General features: G+C 61.8%; 11 protein-coding genes and 1 tRNA gene. 10 read left to right on the forward strand and 2 right to left on the reverse strand.

Annotation, left to right across the window (positions count from 1 at the left end; translation table 11 throughout):
• Positions 1-124: 124 nt before the first annotated feature.
• A tRNA-Leu gene (locus FWD29_00005) sits at positions 125-198 on the reverse strand.
• Between the two features lie 26 nt (positions 199-224).
• Between FWD29_00005 and FWD29_00010 the strand changes: the two genes are divergently transcribed.
• From FWD29_00010 to uvrA, 7 genes are all read left to right on the forward strand, one after another.
• On the forward strand, positions 225-833 hold the full coding sequence (locus tag FWD29_00010) for a response regulator (protein MCL2802331.1): 609 nt from the start codon (positions 225-227) through the stop codon (positions 831-833).
• Positions 834-900: 67 nt separating this feature from the next.
• Positions 901-3,636, forward strand: a complete 2,736-nt coding sequence (gene polA, locus FWD29_00015) for a DNA polymerase I (GenBank protein ID MCL2802332.1) — start codon at positions 901-903, stop codon at positions 3,634-3,636.
• A gap of 273 nt (positions 3,637-3,909) precedes the next feature.
• A complete protein-coding gene (locus FWD29_00020; protein ID MCL2802333.1) occupies positions 3,910-4,932 on the forward strand; it encodes a 6-phosphofructokinase in 1,023 nt (340 codons plus the stop codon).
• Between the two features lie 241 nt (positions 4,933-5,173).
• The gene (gene rpsA, locus FWD29_00025; protein MCL2802334.1) at positions 5,174-6,652 is read left to right on the forward strand and encodes a 30S ribosomal protein S1; all 1,479 of its coding nucleotides are present in this window, start codon (positions 5,174-5,176) and stop codon (positions 6,650-6,652) included.
• A 4-nt stretch (positions 6,653-6,656) separates the two neighbouring features.
• Positions 6,657-7,259: a dephospho-CoA kinase gene (gene coaE / locus FWD29_00030; protein ID MCL2802335.1), complete on the forward strand. Its 603-nt coding sequence runs from the start codon at positions 6,657-6,659 to the stop codon at positions 7,257-7,259.
• A gap of 57 nt (positions 7,260-7,316) precedes the next feature.
• On the forward strand, positions 7,317-9,374 hold the full coding sequence (uvrB, locus tag FWD29_00035; GenBank protein ID MCL2802336.1) for an excinuclease ABC subunit UvrB: 2,058 nt from the start codon (positions 7,317-7,319) through the stop codon (positions 9,372-9,374).
• 51 nt (positions 9,375-9,425) lie between these two features.
• A complete protein-coding gene (gene uvrA / locus FWD29_00040; GenBank protein MCL2802337.1) occupies positions 9,426-12,287 on the forward strand; it encodes an excinuclease ABC subunit UvrA in 2,862 nt (953 codons plus the stop codon).
• A 128-nt stretch (positions 12,288-12,415) separates the two neighbouring features.
• Here uvrA and FWD29_00045 read toward each other — a convergent pair whose 3' ends face one another.
• Positions 12,416-13,774 (reverse strand): peptidoglycan DD-metalloendopeptidase family protein, encoded by a 1,359-nt coding sequence (locus FWD29_00045; protein ID MCL2802338.1) that lies wholly within the window; start codon positions 13,772-13,774, stop codon positions 12,416-12,418.
• Positions 13,775-14,125: 351 nt separating this feature from the next.
• Here FWD29_00045 and FWD29_00050 point away from each other — a divergent pair, with 351 nt between their 5' ends.
• From FWD29_00050 to FWD29_00060, 3 genes are all read left to right on the forward strand, one after another.
• Entirely contained in the window at positions 14,126-15,376 is a 1,251-nt protein-coding gene (locus FWD29_00050; protein MCL2802339.1) for a deoxyguanosinetriphosphate triphosphohydrolase, read from the forward strand.
• A gap of 83 nt (positions 15,377-15,459) precedes the next feature.
• Positions 15,460-17,499, forward strand: coding sequence for a DNA primase (gene dnaG / locus FWD29_00055; GenBank protein MCL2802340.1), 2,040 nt, complete (start codon positions 15,460-15,462; stop codon positions 17,497-17,499).
• A gap of 40 nt (positions 17,500-17,539) precedes the next feature.
• Positions 17,540-17,905, forward strand: coding sequence for a hypothetical protein (locus FWD29_00060; GenBank protein ID MCL2802341.1), 366 nt, complete (start codon positions 17,540-17,542; stop codon positions 17,903-17,905).
• The last annotated feature ends 30 nt before the right edge of the window (positions 17,906-17,935 follow it).

A 17,935-nucleotide genomic window follows, 5' to 3' on the forward strand; every position in this document is an offset into this window, starting at 1 on the left:
AGAAATACTCCGTCAACTAGTACTCGATCCCACCAGGAACTATCAACCACAAGGCTAGACAAAAACGCGGCGAACCCACGTTTCGTGGGTTCACCGGTTTCCTATGTCCCGAGACATCACATTGTGCCCTGGGTGGGATTCGAACCCACACCGTGCCGGGTTTGAGCCGACTGCCTCTGCCAGTTGGGCCACCAGGGCGGTGCCAGCACACTAGGCTACATGCTGTGACTGGTAAAGACGCAAACGGCAAGGACTCGGCTGGCCGCATCGTGGTGGCCGAGGATGAGGCTCTAATCCGCCTGGATGCGGTCGAAACCCTACGCGAAGCCGGGTTTGAGGTAGTTGGCGAAGCGGCCAATGGCGAGGAGGCAGTTCGCCTGACTGAAGAGCTCGAGCCGGACGTGGTCGTCATGGACGTCAAAATGCCGGTAATGGACGGGCTGACCGCGGCCGAAAAGATTCACGCCAAGCGACTCGCGCCCGTGGTCATGCTGACAGCCTTCAGCCAGAAAGAATTGGTCGAGCGGGCGCGTGAAGCCGGTGCCATGGCCTATGTGGTCAAGCCGTTTACTGCGGGCGACCTGCTACCGGCGATTGAGATCGCCCGGGGCCGCTACAGCGAGATCCAAGCCCTCGAAGCTGAGGTTCATGACATCTCCGAACGCCTCGAAACCCGCAAGCGGGTCGAACGGGCCAAGGGCCTTTTGATGGCGAAAATGGATCTGAGCGAACCAGAAGCCTTCCGCTGGATCCAGAAGACCTCGATGAACCGGCGCCTGACCATGCGTGATGTGGCCGACGCGGTTATCGAGCAAATGAGCGACGACGACTGACCGCCTTCTGCCCATCTGCTTGCCTCTCGGACAACCCGATGTCCGTACCAGCCAATAGTCTGGACCGATGACGCAGAAGCTGCTGGTGATTGACGGCCACTCTTGGGCCTTCCGCGCCTTCTACGCCCTGCCGGCGGACAACTTTGCCACCAAAACCGGGCAGGCCACCAATGCCGTCTACGGCTTCGTCACCATGCTGTTGGGCCTATTGAGTCGGCACAGGCCAAGCCATATTGGGGTCGCCTTTGACCGCTCGCGCCACTCCTTCAGAACCGACATTTTCCCTGATTACAAGGCTGGTAGGGGAGAGACTCCTCAGGCTTTCATTGGCCAAGTGCCCCTGATCAAGGAGGTGTTGGACGCAATTGGAATTCGCCACCTTGACCTAGAGGGTTTTGAAGCCGACGACATAATGGCGACTTGGTCCACTAATGGGCGGCAGGCCGGCCTGGAAGTGCTAGTAGCCTCAGGCGACAGGGACACTTTTCAGCTGATCGAGCCGGGCGTGTCCGTGCTCTACCCGCAGTTCCGGTCGAGTGAAATGAGCCAGCTGACCAGGGCCGAGGTAGAGGCCAAGTATGGTGTCACACCTGAGCAGTATCCCGACCTGGCGGCGTTAGTGGGGGAGCAGTCAGACAACCTGCCCGGCGTACCAGGGGTGGGTCCAAAGACTGCCGCCAAATGGATTCAAACCTATGGCTCGCTGGCCGGAATTGAGGCCAACGCGGCCCAGCTAACTGGCAAGGTTGGCCAGTCGTTGCGCGACCACCTGGACCAAGTCCATTGGGTGCGCGAGCTGAACGCCTTGCGCCGTGACCTCGACCTGCCTGTTGGCGTGGCGGAGTTGGTGCCAGGGGAAATCGACCGGCCGTCTTTGGACACGCTGTTCGACGCCCTGGAGTTTGGGCGTTTGCGGGCCCGGGTGCTCCAGGCGGACTATTGGTCGGGGCACGGTGCCGGCCCCACCGAGCCAGAAGAAGACTCGCCGTGGCGCCCTCCCGGCTTGATCAAAGTGGCCCGTGGCCGTTTGGGTGGATTCCTTGCCGGGCCGGCCGATGAGGGTGGCCCGCCTTGGGGCCTGGCGGTCGATGGGCATGTCGGCAAAGGACAAGGCGAAGCGGAGGTGCTGGCACTGGCTCGGCCAGACGGCGCAGCGGTGGTGCTGGGCTTGACCGGACTTGGCCAAGAAGACGAAGTGGCGCTGACCGCCTGGCTGGCCAACCCGAAAGTGCCCAAGGCCCTGCATCAGTCCAAGACGGCTCGGCACCAACTGGCCGGGCGGGGCTGGCAGCTAGAAGGAGTGGTCTTCGACCCGGCTTTGGCAGCCTATTTGTGTCTGCCAGACAGGCGAGGGTTGGATCTGGCCGGCCTGGCGCAACACTATCTGGCGGCAGAACTGGCCGAGGGCCCGGCACAGGGAGCCCAAGGAGCGCTGGACCTTGATGCCGCCGGTGATGAGGCAACCAATGCCGCTGGAGCTCAGCTGGGCGCCCAAGGCCAGGTTTGGGCCAACCGAGCGGCGGCAGCCGCCGCCTTGGCGGTGCCACTGAACGGCCTAATGGCAGCTCAGGCGGCGAGCAGCCTATTCGAGGCGGTCGAAATGCCGCTGGTGCCGGTGCTGGCCCAAATGGAGGCTACCGGCATAGCCGTGGACCGGATGGCGCTGGAGTTACTCCAGGCGGACCTGCAGGCCCGGGCCCTGGCGGCCAAAGACGCGGCCTACCAGGCGCTTGGTGGGCAGGAGGTCAACTTGGCCAGCCCCAAGGCGCTGCAGACAGTGCTGTTTGAGCAGTTGGGCATGCCTAAGACAAAACGCATCAAAACCGGCTATTCGACCAACGCCGCGTCTTTGGCTGAGTTATTCGTCAAGACCGGTCATCCTTTCTTGGAGCACCTACTAGCGCACCGCGATGTCACCAAAATCGGCCAGATGGTCTCTAGCTTGATCGACTCGATTGGCGAGGATGAACGAATCCACACCACCTTTAGCCAAACGGCAGCCGCCACCGGACGCCTGGCCAGCGCCGATCCGAACCTGCAGAACATACCGGTGAGAACCGAAACCGGCCAGCGGGTGCGTGAAGCCTTTGTCGCCGGGGCGGGCTTCGAGGATCTGATGACGGCGGACTACTCGCAGATTGAAATGCGCATTATGGCTCATCTTTCGGGTGACGAAGCCCTGATCGAAGCTTTTCGACAAGGCGAGGACTTACATGCCACCATGGCGGCCACGGTCTTTGCGGTCAAACCGGAGGCGGTTACTTCAGCTCAGCGTTCCCGCATCAAGGCCATGAGCTACGGCCTGGCCTATGGGCTCAGCGCCTACGGCTTGTCACGCCAACTAGGGATAAGCCCTGGTGAGGCCGAGGATCTAATGGATGACTACTTCCGGCGCTTTGGCGGAGTTCGCGACCTGCTGGCCGGGATAGTGGAGCAGGCTCGGCGCAATGGCTACACCGAAACCATTATGGGGCGGCGGCGGTACTTGCCGGATCTGACCAGCACCAATCGTCAGCGCCGCGAGATGGCTGAGCGGGCCGCCTTGAACGCACCTATTCAAGGGTCAGCGGCAGATATCGTCAAAGTGGCGATGCTGCGGGTCGAAGCGGCATTGGACCAACAAGAACTGGCTTCACGCATGCTGCTGCAGGTGCACGATGAACTTGTCTGCGAGGTCGCCACCGGGGAAGCGGCGGCAATGGAGGCGCTGCTAAACCAAGAAATGGGCGCGGCGGCCGAGCTGTCGGTGCCCCTGGCAGTGTCGGTCGGTCGTGGTTCCAACTGGCGCACCGCCGCGCACTAACCTTCGGCCCAGGCCAGGTGGTCGGCATAAGAGCTGGATTGCCAATAGAGCGGCCTGCTGTCGGCACGCTGCCGGCTTGGTGCCGCCTTGAGGCGCAAAACACCGCCTACCCAGCTGTCCGAGCAAAGCCCAGGCGGCTGATCTAGGATTGGGCCGTCGCCACAAGCGGCGGATTTGACGGCCTCGGGCTAGGCAGCTGGAACTGGGGGATTGTTGACCAGTCTCCTGACCACCGGTGACCTTCCCGCTGAATCGATCGGATGGGACTAAAGCGTGCGCATTGGTGTGTTGACTGGCGGGGGAGACGTCCCTGGACTAAACGCGGCCATCAGGGCTGTGGTCAAGCGGGCGGAACTTGAGTATGGCTTTTCGGTTGTGGGTTTCAGAAACGGCTGGCAAGGTGTGGTCGAAGGGCAGCTGATGCCGCTCAACCGCGAGGATGTCCGCGGCATTTTGCCCAGGGGCGGGACCATGTTGGGTACGGCCCGCTTCCATCCGCATAAGCATGAAGGCGGAATCGAGGCGGTTTTGTCGACTCTAGAGGCCGAGAGAGTCGAGGGCCTGGTCTGTATCGGCGGCGACGGCACGCTCAAAGCGGCTCAGAAGGTGGCCAAGGCTGGGGTCAAACTGGTTGGCATTCCTAAAACAATCGACAACGATGTCGAGGGCACCGACCTGTCGATTGGCTTCCACACTGCCCTCAACATTGCCACCGAAGCCATTGATCGCCTCCACACCACCGCTGAGTCTCACAACCGGGTCATGGTGGTCGAGGTAATGGGGCACACTGTCGGTTGGATCGCCGTCAATGCCGGCATGGCTGCCGGCGGCGACCTCATCTTGACGCCGGAGGCGCCATTCGACATCGAAGAGGTGGCCGCCTTTATCCGGCGTCGCCACAAATCGCATGCCTCGTTTTCGATCACAGTCGTGGCCGAAGGCGCCATCCCAGCTCCCGGCACGGCCATGGACCTCAATGTGGCTGGCGAAGGGCAAGGCGGCCATAAGGGTTCGATCGGCGAACGGCTGGCCCACGAATTGCGGGAACGCACCGGTTATGACACGCGCCTGACCGTCCTGGGCCACGTCCAGCGCGGCGGCACGCCAACCGCCACCGACCGCGTACTAGGGTCACGCTTTGGGATGGCCGCTGTCGACGCCCTGAAAGCCGGCCACTTTGGCGTGATGACGGCTCTGGTGGGAGAACGGGTCAAATTGGTGCCCCTGGCCGAGGTTGCCGGCAAAGTCAAAGCGGTGCCGGCGGATTTGATCAAGACCGCTCAAGCCCTTTGGTGAGCCAAACCAACCGGGCTCTATGCAAACCGGGCTAAAGCACGGATCAAAGCGGCGGCATCGGGCCTGGGCAGCCGTGGCGCGGCAGCCTATGTAACAGTCGCATAACACCTGGTGGATGGAAAGGCACTGAACTCTTTCAAGGCCGTATCCACTGCTAGACTGCCAACGCGCTGCTGCCGGCACAGGCCTGCCAGGAGCGTTTGTCCATGTCAACCAAGTAAGTAATCGAGTCAACAGCTTAATGTCAACACCCCTACCAGCCCCAGTAACCGAAGCCCCAGTTCCCGAAGTAGCCGTCAATGACGTCGGTTCAAGCGAGGAACTACTAGCCGCAATTGACGGCACAATCAAGTACTTCAACGATGGTGACATTGTTGAGGGCACCGTGGTCAAGGTCGACCGCGACGAGGTCCTTTTGGACATTGGCTACAAAACCGAAGGCGTTATCCCGTCGCGGGAACTGTCGATCAAACATGACATCGACCCCTCTGAGGTGGTTGACGTTGGCGAAAAGATCGAAGCCCTGGTCCTGCAAAAGGAAGACAAAGAAGGCCGGCTCATTCTGTCAAAGAAGCGGGCCCAATACGAGCGGGCTTGGGGCGCCATCGAAAAGGTCAAAGAGGCCGATGGCGTTGTCACCGGTACCGTAATTGAGGTGGTCAAAGGCGGTTTGATAGTCGACATTGGCCTGCGTGGTTTCCTACCAGCCTCGCTCGTGGAGATGCGCCGGGTACGTGATCTGATGCCGTATGTTGGCAAGGAGCTTGACGCCAAGATCATTGAATTGGACAAGAACCGAAACAACGTGGTGCTGTCTCGCCGCGCCTGGCTCGAACAGACCCAAAGCGAAGTCCGTTCAACTTTCTTGGAACAGCTCAAAGAGGGCCAGGTGCGCACTGGCGTGGTTTCTTCGATCGTCAATTTTGGCGCCTTTGTCGATTTGGGCGGTGTGGACGGGCTAGTCCACGTTTCGGAGTTGTCATGGAAGCATGTCGACCATCCGGCCGAGGTTGTTGAGGTTGGCCAAGAGGTTACTGTCGAGGTGCTCAGCGTCGAAATGGACCGCGAGCGAGTGTCGCTGTCCCTCAAAGCGACCCAGGAAGACCCATGGCAACTATTCGCCCGGACGCACGGCATTGGGCAAGTTGTTCCCGGCAAAGTCACCAAACTGGTGCCCTTTGGCGCTTTCGTTTCGGTCGAGGACGGCATTGAAGGCCTCGTCCACATTTCTGAACTGGCCGTGCGCCACGTCGAAGCACCCGAACAGGTGGTCAAAGTCGGTTCGACCGTGTTTGTCAAAGTGATTGACATTGACCTGGAGCGGCGGCGGATCTCGCTGTCGTTGAAGCAGGCCAACGACGGCATTGATCCCGAAGGCGATGAGACGACCTTCGACCCAGCCTTGTATGGCATGGCAGCCGAATACGACGACGAGGGCAACTACAAGTACCCAGAGGGCTTCGACCCGGTTTCGAACGAGTGGATGGATGGCTTCGAGTCGCAACGCGAAGCCTGGGAGCAGGCCTACGCTGACGCCCAATCCCGCTGGCTGGCCCATAAGGCGCAGGTCCAAGATGCCCGCCGGGCGGACCAGGAGGCTGCCGTCGAAGAAGGCACGGCCACCAACTACTCTTCCGATGTCGCAGCCGACCCGGCTGGCGGCACATTGGCTAGCGACGAAGCCCTAGCCGCCTTGCGTGAGAAGCTAACCGGCGAGTAGGCAGTTGCTGCGGGCAGCCCTGACAGGGGGCATTGCGGCTGGCAAATCGGCCGCTCTGAAACATTTTGCCGACCTCGGTGCCTGCGTCACTGACGCCGACGAATTGGCCCGGGTCGTAGTAGAGCCTGGCAGCGCCGGTTTGGCGCAGGTGGTGGCGGCCTTTGGCGATGGCGTCTTGACCGCCACCGGTCAATTGGACCGTCCGGCCTTGGGCCAGTTGGTCTTTGCTGATCCGGCGGCTCGGCGTCGGTTGGAAGGCATCATCCACCCGCTGATCCAAACTCGGTCCCAGCAGCTTGAGGCTGAGGCCCAGGCTGCTGGCGTGGCGGTAGTTGTACATGACATCCCGCTGCTGGCTGAAGGCGGACGGGCCGGCGAATTCGACCGCGTCGTAGTGGTCGACACGCCCCTGGCTCTGCGCCGTCAACGAGCCATTGAAGATCGGGGCATGCGCCCAGAGGACTTTGACTCCCGGGTCAAAGCCCAGGCCAGCCAGGCCGAGAGGCTGGCCATCGCGACCGATGTACTAGATGGATCCGGTACTCGGGGCGAACTGAGGCAGCAAGTCGAGGCCCTGTACAACCACTGGCTCTCGACCTGTACCTGACCCACTTGCGCAAGGCCGGGCGGGACCGGTGTCTGTGGTGCCCGCTACGGTTGGACCATGGATCGCTTGGTCATAGCTGGCGCGCCCCTAAGGCCCTTTGAGGTCATAACCGAGCTAACGCCATCGGGCGACCAACCCGAGGCGATTGACGAACTGGCCCGGCGCATCGAAGCCGGTGAAAAGGACGTGGTCCTGCTGGGCGCCACCGGCACTGGCAAATCCGCCACCACCGCTTGGCTGATTGAACGCCTGCAACGGCCAACTCTGCTGCTGGAACCGAACAAAACCCTGGCGGCGCAGCTGGCCACCGAGTTTCGCGAGTTGATGCCGAATAACGCGATTGAGTACTTCGTCTCCTACTACGACTACTACCAGCCAGAAGCCTATGTGCCGCAAACCGACACCTACATCGAGAAAGACTCATCGATCAACGATGAGGTTGAACGTCTGCGGCACTCGGCCACCTCGTCGTTGCTAACCCGGCGTGATGTTGTTGTGGTGGCCTCGGTTAGCTGCATTTACGGGCTGGGCACGCCGGAGGAGTACGTCGCCCGAATGGTTGGCCTTTCGGTCGGGGACCGGGTAGAGCGCGACCAGCTGCTGCGCCAGTTTGTGACCATGCAATACCAGCGCAACGACATGGCGTTCACCAGGGGCACCTTCCGGGTGCGCGGAGACACGGTCGAGATCATCCCGATGTATGAAGAGCTGGCCATCCGGATTGAGTTCTTTGGCGACCAAGTCGAGGCGCTGTCGACGCTGCACCCGCTGAGCGGGCAGCGCATCAGCTCTCAGCAATCAGTCGCCATCTTTCCGGCTTCGCATTACGTGGCTGGGCCGGAACGGATGGAGCAAGCGACCCGGTCAATTGAGGCGGAACTAGCCGAGCGCCTTGAACAGTTGGAAGCGCTAAATCAGCACCTGGAGTGCCAACGCCTGCGGATGCGGACCAGCTTTGATCTGGAAATGATGCGCCAAATTGGCTCGTGCGCCGGGATTGAGAACTATTCGCGCCACATCGATGGCCGGGAGGCGGGCACACCACCCAACACACTGCTGGACTTTTTCCCTGATGACTTTTTGCTGGTGATTGACGAGTCGCATGTCACTGTGCCGCAGGTCGGGGCCATGTATGAAGGCGATATGTCGCGCAAGCGGACGCTGGTGGACCACGGCTTTCGCCTGCCCTCGGCCATGGACAACCGGCCGCTGCGCTGGGAGGAGTTCTTGGAGCGGATTGGCCAAACCATCTACCTTTCGGCCACACCTGGGCCGTATGAGTTGGCCTTGTCTGATGGCGCGGTCGAGCAGATCATTCGCCCCACCGGTTTAGTAGACCCTCGGGTTGAGGTCTGTCCCACGGAGGGTCAAATCGACGACCTGCTTGGACGCATCAGGGACCGCGAATCGGCTGGTGAGCGGGTCTTGGTGACAACCCTGACCAAGAAAATGGCCGAGCATCTGACGGACTATCTGCTTGGCGCCGGGGTCAAAGTGCGCTATCTACATTCCGACGTTGAGACGTTGCGGCGGGTTGAGCTGCTGCGCGAGCTGCGCCAAGGCGAGTTTGATGTGTTGGTCGGCATCAACCTGCTGCGAGAGGGGCTGGATTTGCCGGAGGTGTCACTGGTGGCGATCCTGGACGCGGACAAACAAGGCTTCCTGCGCTCGGCCACCTCGTTGATTCAGACCATTGGGCGGGCGGCCCGAAACGTCTCAGGATCGGTGGTGATGTATGCCGATGCAGTCACTCCGGCAATGAGCCAGGCCATTGAGGAAACCGAACGCCGCAGAGCCAAACAGATGGCCTATAACGATGTCAACGGGATCGATCCCCAGCCCATCCGCAAGCGCATCGCGGATATTACCGACATGCTGATGCGGGAGAACGCGGACACCGAGGCGTTGGCCCAGGTCACAGGCACGCGCCAGAGGGCTGGCAGCAAGGAGCGCGGGGGAGTGGTGGTTGATCAACTACTGACAGAGATTGAGGATCTGAACGCCCAAATGCTCAGTGCTGCTGACAACCTTCAGTTCGAATTGGCGGCCCGCCTGCGTGATGAGATCAAATCGCTCAAACAAGAGCTACGCCAGATCCGTGAAGCTACGGCCTAGGTGATTGGGTTGGCCCATACCGTGTCCGTGGTGGGCTCTAGCATTGGTCGAGTGAGTGACCAGCGGCTCGTAGTCCATGGGGCCCGTGAGCACAATCTGAAGGACGCGACGGTTGATATCCCGCGTAACTCGTTGATTGTGTTTACTGGGCTTTCGGGTTCGGGTAAGTCATCACTGGCCTTCGACACGATCTTCGCAGAGGGGCAGCGCCGCTACGTCGAATCGCTGTCAGCCTATGCCCGGCAATTCCTTGGTCAGATGGACAAACCGGATGTCGACCTGATTGAGGGTCTCAGCCCAGCGGTCTCAATCGACCAAAAGGCGACCAATCGCAACCCCCGTTCGACCGTTGGCACCATCACCGAAGTCTACGACTACCTGCGGTTACTGTTTGCCCGGGCGGGTGAGGCGCATTGTCCTGAATGCGGCGAGCTGATCATGGCCCAAAGTGCCCAACAAATCGTCGACCAGTTGCTCAGCCTGGAAGTGGGGACCCGTTTCCAGCTCCTGGCGCCAATGGTGCGTGACCGCAAAGGCGAGTACTCCGAGGTCTTCAAGGAACTGGCGGCCAAGGGTTTTGTCCGGGTCAAAGTCGATGGTGAAGTCTTTGAGGTGGCTCAGCCTCCGTCACTGGACAAGAAGCTGCGGCACACCATCGAAGCTGTGGTTGACCGGCTGGTGGTGGCACCGGGCAACCGGTCCCGTTTCAACGATTCGGTCGAAACAGCCTTGGACCTATCCGGCGGTGTGGTGGTGGCTGATCTGGTTGATTTGGCCGTCGACGACCCTGGGCGGGAGCGGCGTTACTCTGAAAAACGGGCCTGCCCCAACGAGCATGAACTAGCCCTGGAATCGATTGAACCAAGAACCTTCAGCTTCAATGCACCCTATGGGGCCTGCCCGCAGTGCACCGGCATCGGTTTCAGGCTTGAAGTCGATCCTGAATTGGTGGTGCCGAATGACGATCTGAGCATCCTTGAAGGTGCTATTGCGGCCTGGGGCAGTGGTTCAAGCTGGGACTACTACTTGAGGTTGTTGCACTCGCTGTCGACAGAGCTGGACTTCTCACTAGAAGCACCCTGGCGGTCATTGCCAATCCGGGCCAAGGAGGCCGTCCTTTACGGCCTCAACCACAAGGTTCACGTCAGCTATCGCAACCGCTGGGGTCGCCAACGGTCCTACTCGACCGGTTTCGAGGGCGTCATCTCCCAGATCGAACGGCGTCACAAGGAGACAGAATCTGACTACGCCCGGGATAAGTACGAGGCCTATATGCGAGAGGTGCCCTGCCCGGCCTGTCAGGGCAGTCGGCTCAAACCGGAAGTCCTGGCCGTGCTGTTGGGCGGACGGTCGATTGCCGATGTCTGCGAACTGCCAATTGACCGGTGCCGGGCCTTCTTGAACCAGCTCAAACTGACCTCGCGCCAACGCCAAATAGCCCACCAGGTGGTCAAGGAGATCGACGCCCGCCTGGGTTTCTTGCTAGATGTTGGTTTGAACTATCTGAGCTTGAGCCGGCCGGCCGCCACCTTGTCCGGGGGAGAGGCCCAACGTATCCGTTTGGCCACCCAGATTGGCTCGGGCCTAGTTGGTGTGCTCTATGTGCTCGATGAACCCTCGATTGGCCTGCACCAACGGGACAACAAACGGCTCATCGCCACGCTCAAACGGCTGCGCGACCTGGGCAACACCTTGATTGTGGTGGAACACGACCAAGAGACCATTGATTCTGCCGACTGGGTAGTTGATATTGGTCCAGGGGCGGGTGAACACGGCGGCGAGATTGTCTACTCCGGCCCGGTGGCGGGACTAGCCGGCGAACCGGGTTCCATCACCGGCGACTACCTGGCCGGGCGGCGTCAAGTGGGCCAGCCACCGGCGCGGCGTCAAGTGGACCAAGCCCGGGTTGTGGGCATCACTGGGGCGCGGGAACACAACCTGCGCTCAATTGACGTCACTTTCCCGCTGGGAGTCCTCACCGCCGTCACCGGAGTCTCAGGGTCTGGCAAGTCGACCCTGGTCAACGCGATCCTGTTTAGGGTTTTGGCCCAAAAGCTGAACGGCGCCAAACAGGTGCCCGGCCGCCACAAGGCTGTCATCGGTTTGGAACACCTGGACAAGGTGGTCCATGTCGACCAGGCGCCAATTGGCCGCACGCCGCGCTCCAATCCGGCCACCTATACCGGGCTGTGGGACCACATCCGCAAGCTCTTCGCTCAGACCTCTCAGGCCAAGCTACGTGGCTATGGTCCAGGTCGTTTCAGTTTCAACGTCAAAGGCGGGCGCTGCGAATCCTGCCGCGGTGATGGCACCATTCGGATCGAGATGAACTTCTTGCCAGATGTCTACGTGCCTTGTGAGGTTTGTCACGGCGACCGCTACAACCGCGAGACGCTCGAAGTCCACTACGCCGGTAAAACCGTGGCAGATGTCCTGGCCATGCCAATCGAAGAGGCGGCAGAGTTCTTCCAGGCCATCCCCGCCATCGCGCGCCACCTCAACACCCTGGTTTCGGTTGGCCTGGGTTACGTCCGCCTGGGTCAAAGTGCGCCAACGCTGTCAGGCGGCGAGGCGCAGCGGGTCAAACTGGCCAGCGAGCTGCAGCGCCGGTCGAACGGCAGAAGCCTGTATGTGCTAGATGAGCCAACTACCGGTTTGCACTTCGAGGACATCCGCAAGCTCTTGCGGGTGCTACAAGGACTGGTCGAAAAGGGCAACACGGTCATCGTGATTGAACATAACCTCGACGTCATCAAAGCGGCAGATTGGGTGATCGACCTGGGGCCAGAGGGCGGTTCCGGCGGTGGGCTGGTGGTAGCGGAAGGCACCCCTGAGGATGTCGCCCGCAACGACCAGTCGTTCACCGGACAGTTCCTGGCGGCGGGGCTGGAGCCAGCGGCGTTGACTGGCTAGGTTCACCCAGACCGTCCAGGAGCCCGCCGGCGCGAGTTCGTCGAGGATTTGAGAATGATGCGCGTCGATCAACGAAGCCGGGCGCCGCCCGCCAAGGACGCCACCGGCGGGAATTGTTCGCCGGCCGCCTAGAGCGCCAGGTTGACGCCGTGGTCGGTCAGGAAACCAAGCGGTTCGACCGCCGTGCCATTGACCCGGACCTCGAAGTGCAAATGTGGGCCGGTTGAGTTGCCAGAGTTACCAATATTGGCGACGTGTTGGCCGGCCACCACGGTGTCGCCTTTGGCCACCAGGACGTTGTTCATGCCGTCCCAGTGCAGGTAGCGAGTGGTTATGCCATCGCCGTGGTCAATTATCAAGGTCCAGTTGCCACCGGAGTCGCAGCGGACTTCTTCAACCACGCCATCGTGGGCGGCGTAAATCGGATCGCCCCGGCCGCCGCCCAGTAGGTCGACGCCTTCATGTTGCCGGTAGCCGCCAAAGATCGGGTGATTGCGGCCACCAAAGCGAGAACTGAGTTTGCCGGCGGCCGGCTGGGTCCAGCCGGAGGCGGAGACGGTGTAGGGCGAATCGCCACCGTGAAGAGACTCGCCATGCTCAGCTGAAGACCAGACGACGGCGCCATTTTGGACCAGTTGGAGCTCTCCGGCGTCGCTTAGCGTCAGTCTGGCACCGGCAGCGTCGGTGTTGGATTGCCACACTGCCCCTTCAGGGCCGTTGACTGCCAATTCGCCATCGACACCCATGACGACCTCGGCTTGGCTAACCGGATCGGCTCCTAGGGACCAGATCTTCTGGTTCCGGTTATTGAACAAGACCGCCAGGCCTTCATCAGTAACGGTGAAGAAGTAGGCATTGTCCGGGCTGACCAGCCGTTCACCGGTGATTAGGGAAGTGCCGGGCTGAAGCTCTGTTGGGTACAGGCTGGTGGTGGCTACCAGGCGACCAACGACCTCAGGTTTGGCGTCAGGACGGTGCAAGAAGGCGGTGTAGGAGTAGGTCGTGTCCGGGCTGAGGCCCTCATCGACCACCTGATTGGTGCCCTCAGCTAGCTCGACCTCGACTCCTTCGACCGGGGTGGCCGGCGGCTGGTCGCCAGCAGACCGGCGGATGGTGATGGATTCTTCGGCGGCTAGTTCGGGCAAATCGAGCGCCAGCACCAGAGCGGCGTTTGAGGCCTGGGTCTCATTGATAGAAGCCTCGACCGGTTCACTTTCCAGGCGGGCCGTCATAGAACGCGATGACACCTGGGCCACATTGCGACGCGATACCAGCTCGGCCGTCTGGCGCAGTGGCACCAGCGCATCGATGCTGTCAGAACCGGTCGCCTGGGTTGTCTCACCGGCCACGAAACCGCTGCCCACCACCATGATGGCGGCGGCCGCGGCGGCCAGGGCCCAGGTGTTGTCACGGACCAACTTGGTCCATTTGGCGACAGGCTGGGGGCGGTCGGCCTGGCGTTCTTGACGAAGGGCTGACCTGGTCAAAGGCTGGTCGTGACTGGTTTTGCTGGGCAGCTTGGCAGAGGTGGAAGGGCCCGGCAAAACGGAATCACTCAGCCCCGGGGCCGGGTCTTGCCGGGCCTCTCGGAGCTGCCTTCTTGTTATGGGCGTTGGCGACGTGGCGGTATCAAGCATTGCCTTGCGCTAACGGTGCCTTTCGGTTCTGCGTTGTGCGGCCGTCGAGCTCAGGGGTCCGCCCTAGGCCGGTTATCAAGCGACGATTCTGGCAGATTAGAGGCGTCTATGCAAAGCGAAACTACGCAGATGTCTGGGGTTGTGGCACAGGTCACATTGGCTGCCCGGCGGTGAAGTGCCTGCCCGGGCTATCTTTGACCAGTGAGTCGATACGGCGCGTACGATACGGCCCGTTGGGCGCCTGAAGCCGCCAAGACCTCGAGCCGGACCGACTTTGCTCGCGACCGGGCCCGTCTGCTGCATTCGGCCGCGCTGCGTCGCCTTGGCGCCAAAACCCAGGTTCGCACGCCCTGGCGGCGAGCCGATCACCCGATTGGCGACGACTTCATCCGCACCCGGTTGACCCATTCTCTGGAAGTGGCCCAGGTTGGCCGTGAGCTCGGTCAGGCGCTGGGTTGCGACCCGGATGTGGTCGAAACGGCCTGCCTGGCCCACGATCTAGGCCACCCGCCATTTGGCCACAATGGCGAGCGGGCGCTCAACGCTGCGGCAGCCGGCATCGGCGGCTTCGAAGGCAACGCCCAAACGCTGAGGCTGCTTACCCGGCTGGAGGCTAAGGTCTACTGGCGCGGGCGTTCGGTTGGACTGAACCTGACCCGGGCCAGCCTTGACGCTGCGGTCAAATACCCTTGGGCGGCTGGCCAGGTGCCCTGTGGCGCCGCGGCAGGCAAGTTTGGCCATTACCAAACCGATGCGGAGGTCTTCGAGTGGCTGCGCCTGGGCGCGCCAGCAGGCCAGCGCTGCGTCGAGGCCCAGGTCATGGACCTGTCAGACGATATTGCCTATTGCGTTCACGACGTCGAAGACGGCGTGGTGGGTGGTTCGATCGAACCGTTGGGCCTGGCAGGGGGCGAATTGCGCCAGGCGGTGGTTGAACTGGCGCTGGCCCAATATGCCCCGGAGGCTGCCGCCGAAACGCTCGAACAGGCTGCCCTGAGGCTTATTGAGCTGCCGTTTTGGGTCAGCCGTTGGGACGGTACCCGCCGCGACCTGGCCAGTTTGAAGGATATGACGAGCGGCTTAATTGGCCGGTTCTGCCTGGCCACAGTGGCGGCCACCAGGCGCCGATTCGGCCAAGGGCCTTTGACCCGCTACGCCGCTCAGGTCATAGTGCCACCAAAAACGCTGGCGGAGATCGCCGTGCTCAAAGCCCTGGCCGCCCACCAGGTCATGCAACCGCGCCTGGCAGACCCGGTTTACGTCGAACAACGCGCCGTCATCGAAGCCCTTTACCAGGGCCTGGCGGCCCAAGCGGACCGTCTTGAGCCGGAATTCCTGGCAGATTTCGAACTAGCCAGTACTGACCGGGAGCGAGGCAGGGTAGTAGTTGACCAGATCGCCTCGCTGACCGACGCCTCAGCTTCGTTGATGCTTGACCGCCTGGCCAGCTAGCAGCCATGCCCCACTGGCTGTGTCGTCCACAGGCGCCGACCGGTTGGTCTCTCCGCCAAGGCGGTCACCCTTAGACTGAGGGCGTGGCCCGGCGCATCCGCAGCGAAGACATCGAGGAAGTGCGCAGCTCTGCCCGCATCGAGGTGATAGTGGGGGAGAGGGTCTCCCTGAAGCCCGCTGGCGTCGGCTCACTCAAGGGTCTTTGCCCCTTCCACGACGAGCGCACGGCCTCATTTCACGTCCGCCCGGCTGTGGGGCTATGGCACTGCTTCGGTTGCAGTGAGGGCGGCGACACCATCAACTTCGTCATGCGCTCGGACATGCTGGGTTTCGTTGAGGCCGTCGAATACCTGGCTTTGCGCTTTGGCGTGCAGCTGCGCTATGAAACGACCGGGCCCGATGCCGGCGCCGGGCCGGCCAGCGAATCGACCGCCCCGAGCCGTTCCCGGCTGTTCGAGGCCAACCGGCTGGCAGCCAAATACTACGCCTCACAACTCGACAGCCCGGCGGCTGTGCTCGGACGCAACTTCCTGCGCGGGCGTGGTTTCGGCAAAGATGACGCCGAAACCTTTGGTCTGGGCTACTCACCGGAAGGCTGGGATTCGCTGCTGCGGCATCTGACCAATAACAGCTTTACTCATGCCGAGCTGCTGGCAGCCGGCCTGGTCACCCAGGGACAGCGTGGCGTTTACGACCGCTTTAGGGGGCGGCTGATGTGGCCCATCCGCGACGTCACCAATCAGGTTGTTGGCTTTGGCGCCCGGCGGCTGGCCGAGGATGACCAGGGCCCCAAATACCTCAACACCCCTGAGACCCCGCTATACAAGAAATCCCAGATCCTCTACGGGGTCAACCTGGCCAAACAGGATATTTCAGCTAAGCGGCAAGTCGTGGTGGTGGAGGGTTACACCGACGTCATGGCCGCCTACCTGGCCGGTGTGCGTGAGGCCGTGGCGACCTGCGGTACGGCCTTTGGCCAAGACCACATCAGGGTGGTTAGGCGGCTGCTAGGCGACTTTGGCGATCCATCTAGCGGGGTCATTACGGCCGATGGCGGAGCTCGGGGCGGGCGAGTTGTCTTCACCTTTGACGGCGACGCGGCCGGGCAAAAGGCCGCTCTGCGGGCTTTTCAGGGTGACCAAAGCTTCTACGCCCAGACCTTTGTGGCGATTGTGCCCGGCGGCATGGACCCATGCGATCTCTGGTACGACCAAGGCGATGATGCGCTAAAAGACCTGGTGGCCACGGCTCAGCCGATGTTCAAGTTCGCTATCCGAGTGGCCCTTGATGCCCTCGATCTGGACACGGCAGAAGGCCGGGCGGCTGGCCTGAGAGCCGGGGCGCCAATTGTGGCCGGTATCCGCGACGATGTTATCCGGATGGACTACACCCGGCAGTTGGCCGGCTGGGTTGGCGCCGACTACTCCCTGGTAATGCGGGAGGTCAAGGCGGCCCGAGGTCGCCCGCAGCGGCTTTCAGAAGCGGGGGAGACGGCATCAGGCCCTGGGCGGGGGGTCATCCCAGCCGATCCGGTGATCCGAGCCGAGCACTTCGCCATCGCCGCGGCGCTGCAGCACCCTAACCTGGTACCGCCCAGTTTTGACCAACTGAGCGGCTCAGACCTAAAAACGCCAACCCTGGCCGCCATCTTGGACGCCATCCAGGCGGCCAGGGGAGTAGCCGTGGCCAGATCTGAGGCCGAAGCCGCGGCCAAAGCCGCTGTTGAAACCAAGATCAAGGCCGCGGCCGAGGCCGGGGCCAAAACCCCGTCTGAAGCTGAGCTCAAGGCAGAGGCCCAGGCAGCGGTCGATGCCGTTGCCAAAGCCTGGCTGGCCCGTGTCAGCGACCAAGCGGCCCAAGCAGTGCGCCCGGCTATCACCCAGCTGGCGGTCGAACCGTTGCCAACCACCGAGGCCGGCCTGGAAGCCTACGTGATTGGGGCGACAGACTCGCTGGTTGAGATGGGGCTGACCCACCAGATAGCAGATCTTGACCGGCGGCTGCGCCAGGCCGATGGCAGCACCGGTCAGGCTGGCCAAGCCGGTTCTGAGGCCATGCTGCGGCAATTGGCTGAACTGCGGCGCCAACGCGACAGCTTGCGCCTGGAACAAGGCGACTACTAGCCGGATTGGCCAGGTTGCTAGGAGAAAGAAAGGCCCAGTTTTGACAGACGCATCGAACCTGATATTTGCCCTTGGACTAGCCCTGCTTTTGGCTCACGAAATGGATGCCATCCGCCGTCGCGAATGGCTTATGTTTGCCGGGTTGAAGTCCATGGCGGACGAAGTGGCCTATCGGGTCTTCATGTTGGCCCATATTCCGCTTTATGCGGTGGTCGTGGCTCTGCTGCTGTCAAGCCACGTGCGGACCTTGAGCTACGTCATCGACGTTTTCTTGGTAGCTCACCTTGTTGTGCATCTTGGGTTCCGTAGGCATCCGGCCAATGCCTTCAACAACGCTGTCTCATTTGGCCTGATCTTGGCTGGCGGGTTGGCTGGCGCGGTTCATCTCACCCTTCTCCTTACCTAACCGGCGAGGTTGTAGGGTTGGGGGCCGGGG

It is taken from the genome of Micrococcales bacterium, assembly GCA_009784895.1.
Taxonomy (GTDB): domain Bacteria; phylum Actinomycetota; class Actinomycetes; order Actinomycetales; family WQXJ01; genus WQXJ01.

What these genes read in the sequence shown, in the direction of transcription:
- polA (MCL2802332.1), top strand. Translation starts at nt 901, where the DNA reads ATGACGCAGAAGCTGCTGGTGATTGACGGCCACTCTTGGGCCTTCCGC.
- rpsA (MCL2802334.1), top strand. Translation starts at nt 5,174, where the DNA reads ATGTCAACACCCCTACCAGCCCCAGTAACCGAAGCCCCAGTTCCCGAA.
- uvrB (MCL2802336.1), top strand. Translation starts at nt 7,317, where the DNA reads ATGGATCGCTTGGTCATAGCTGGCGCGCCCCTAAGGCCCTTTGAGGTC.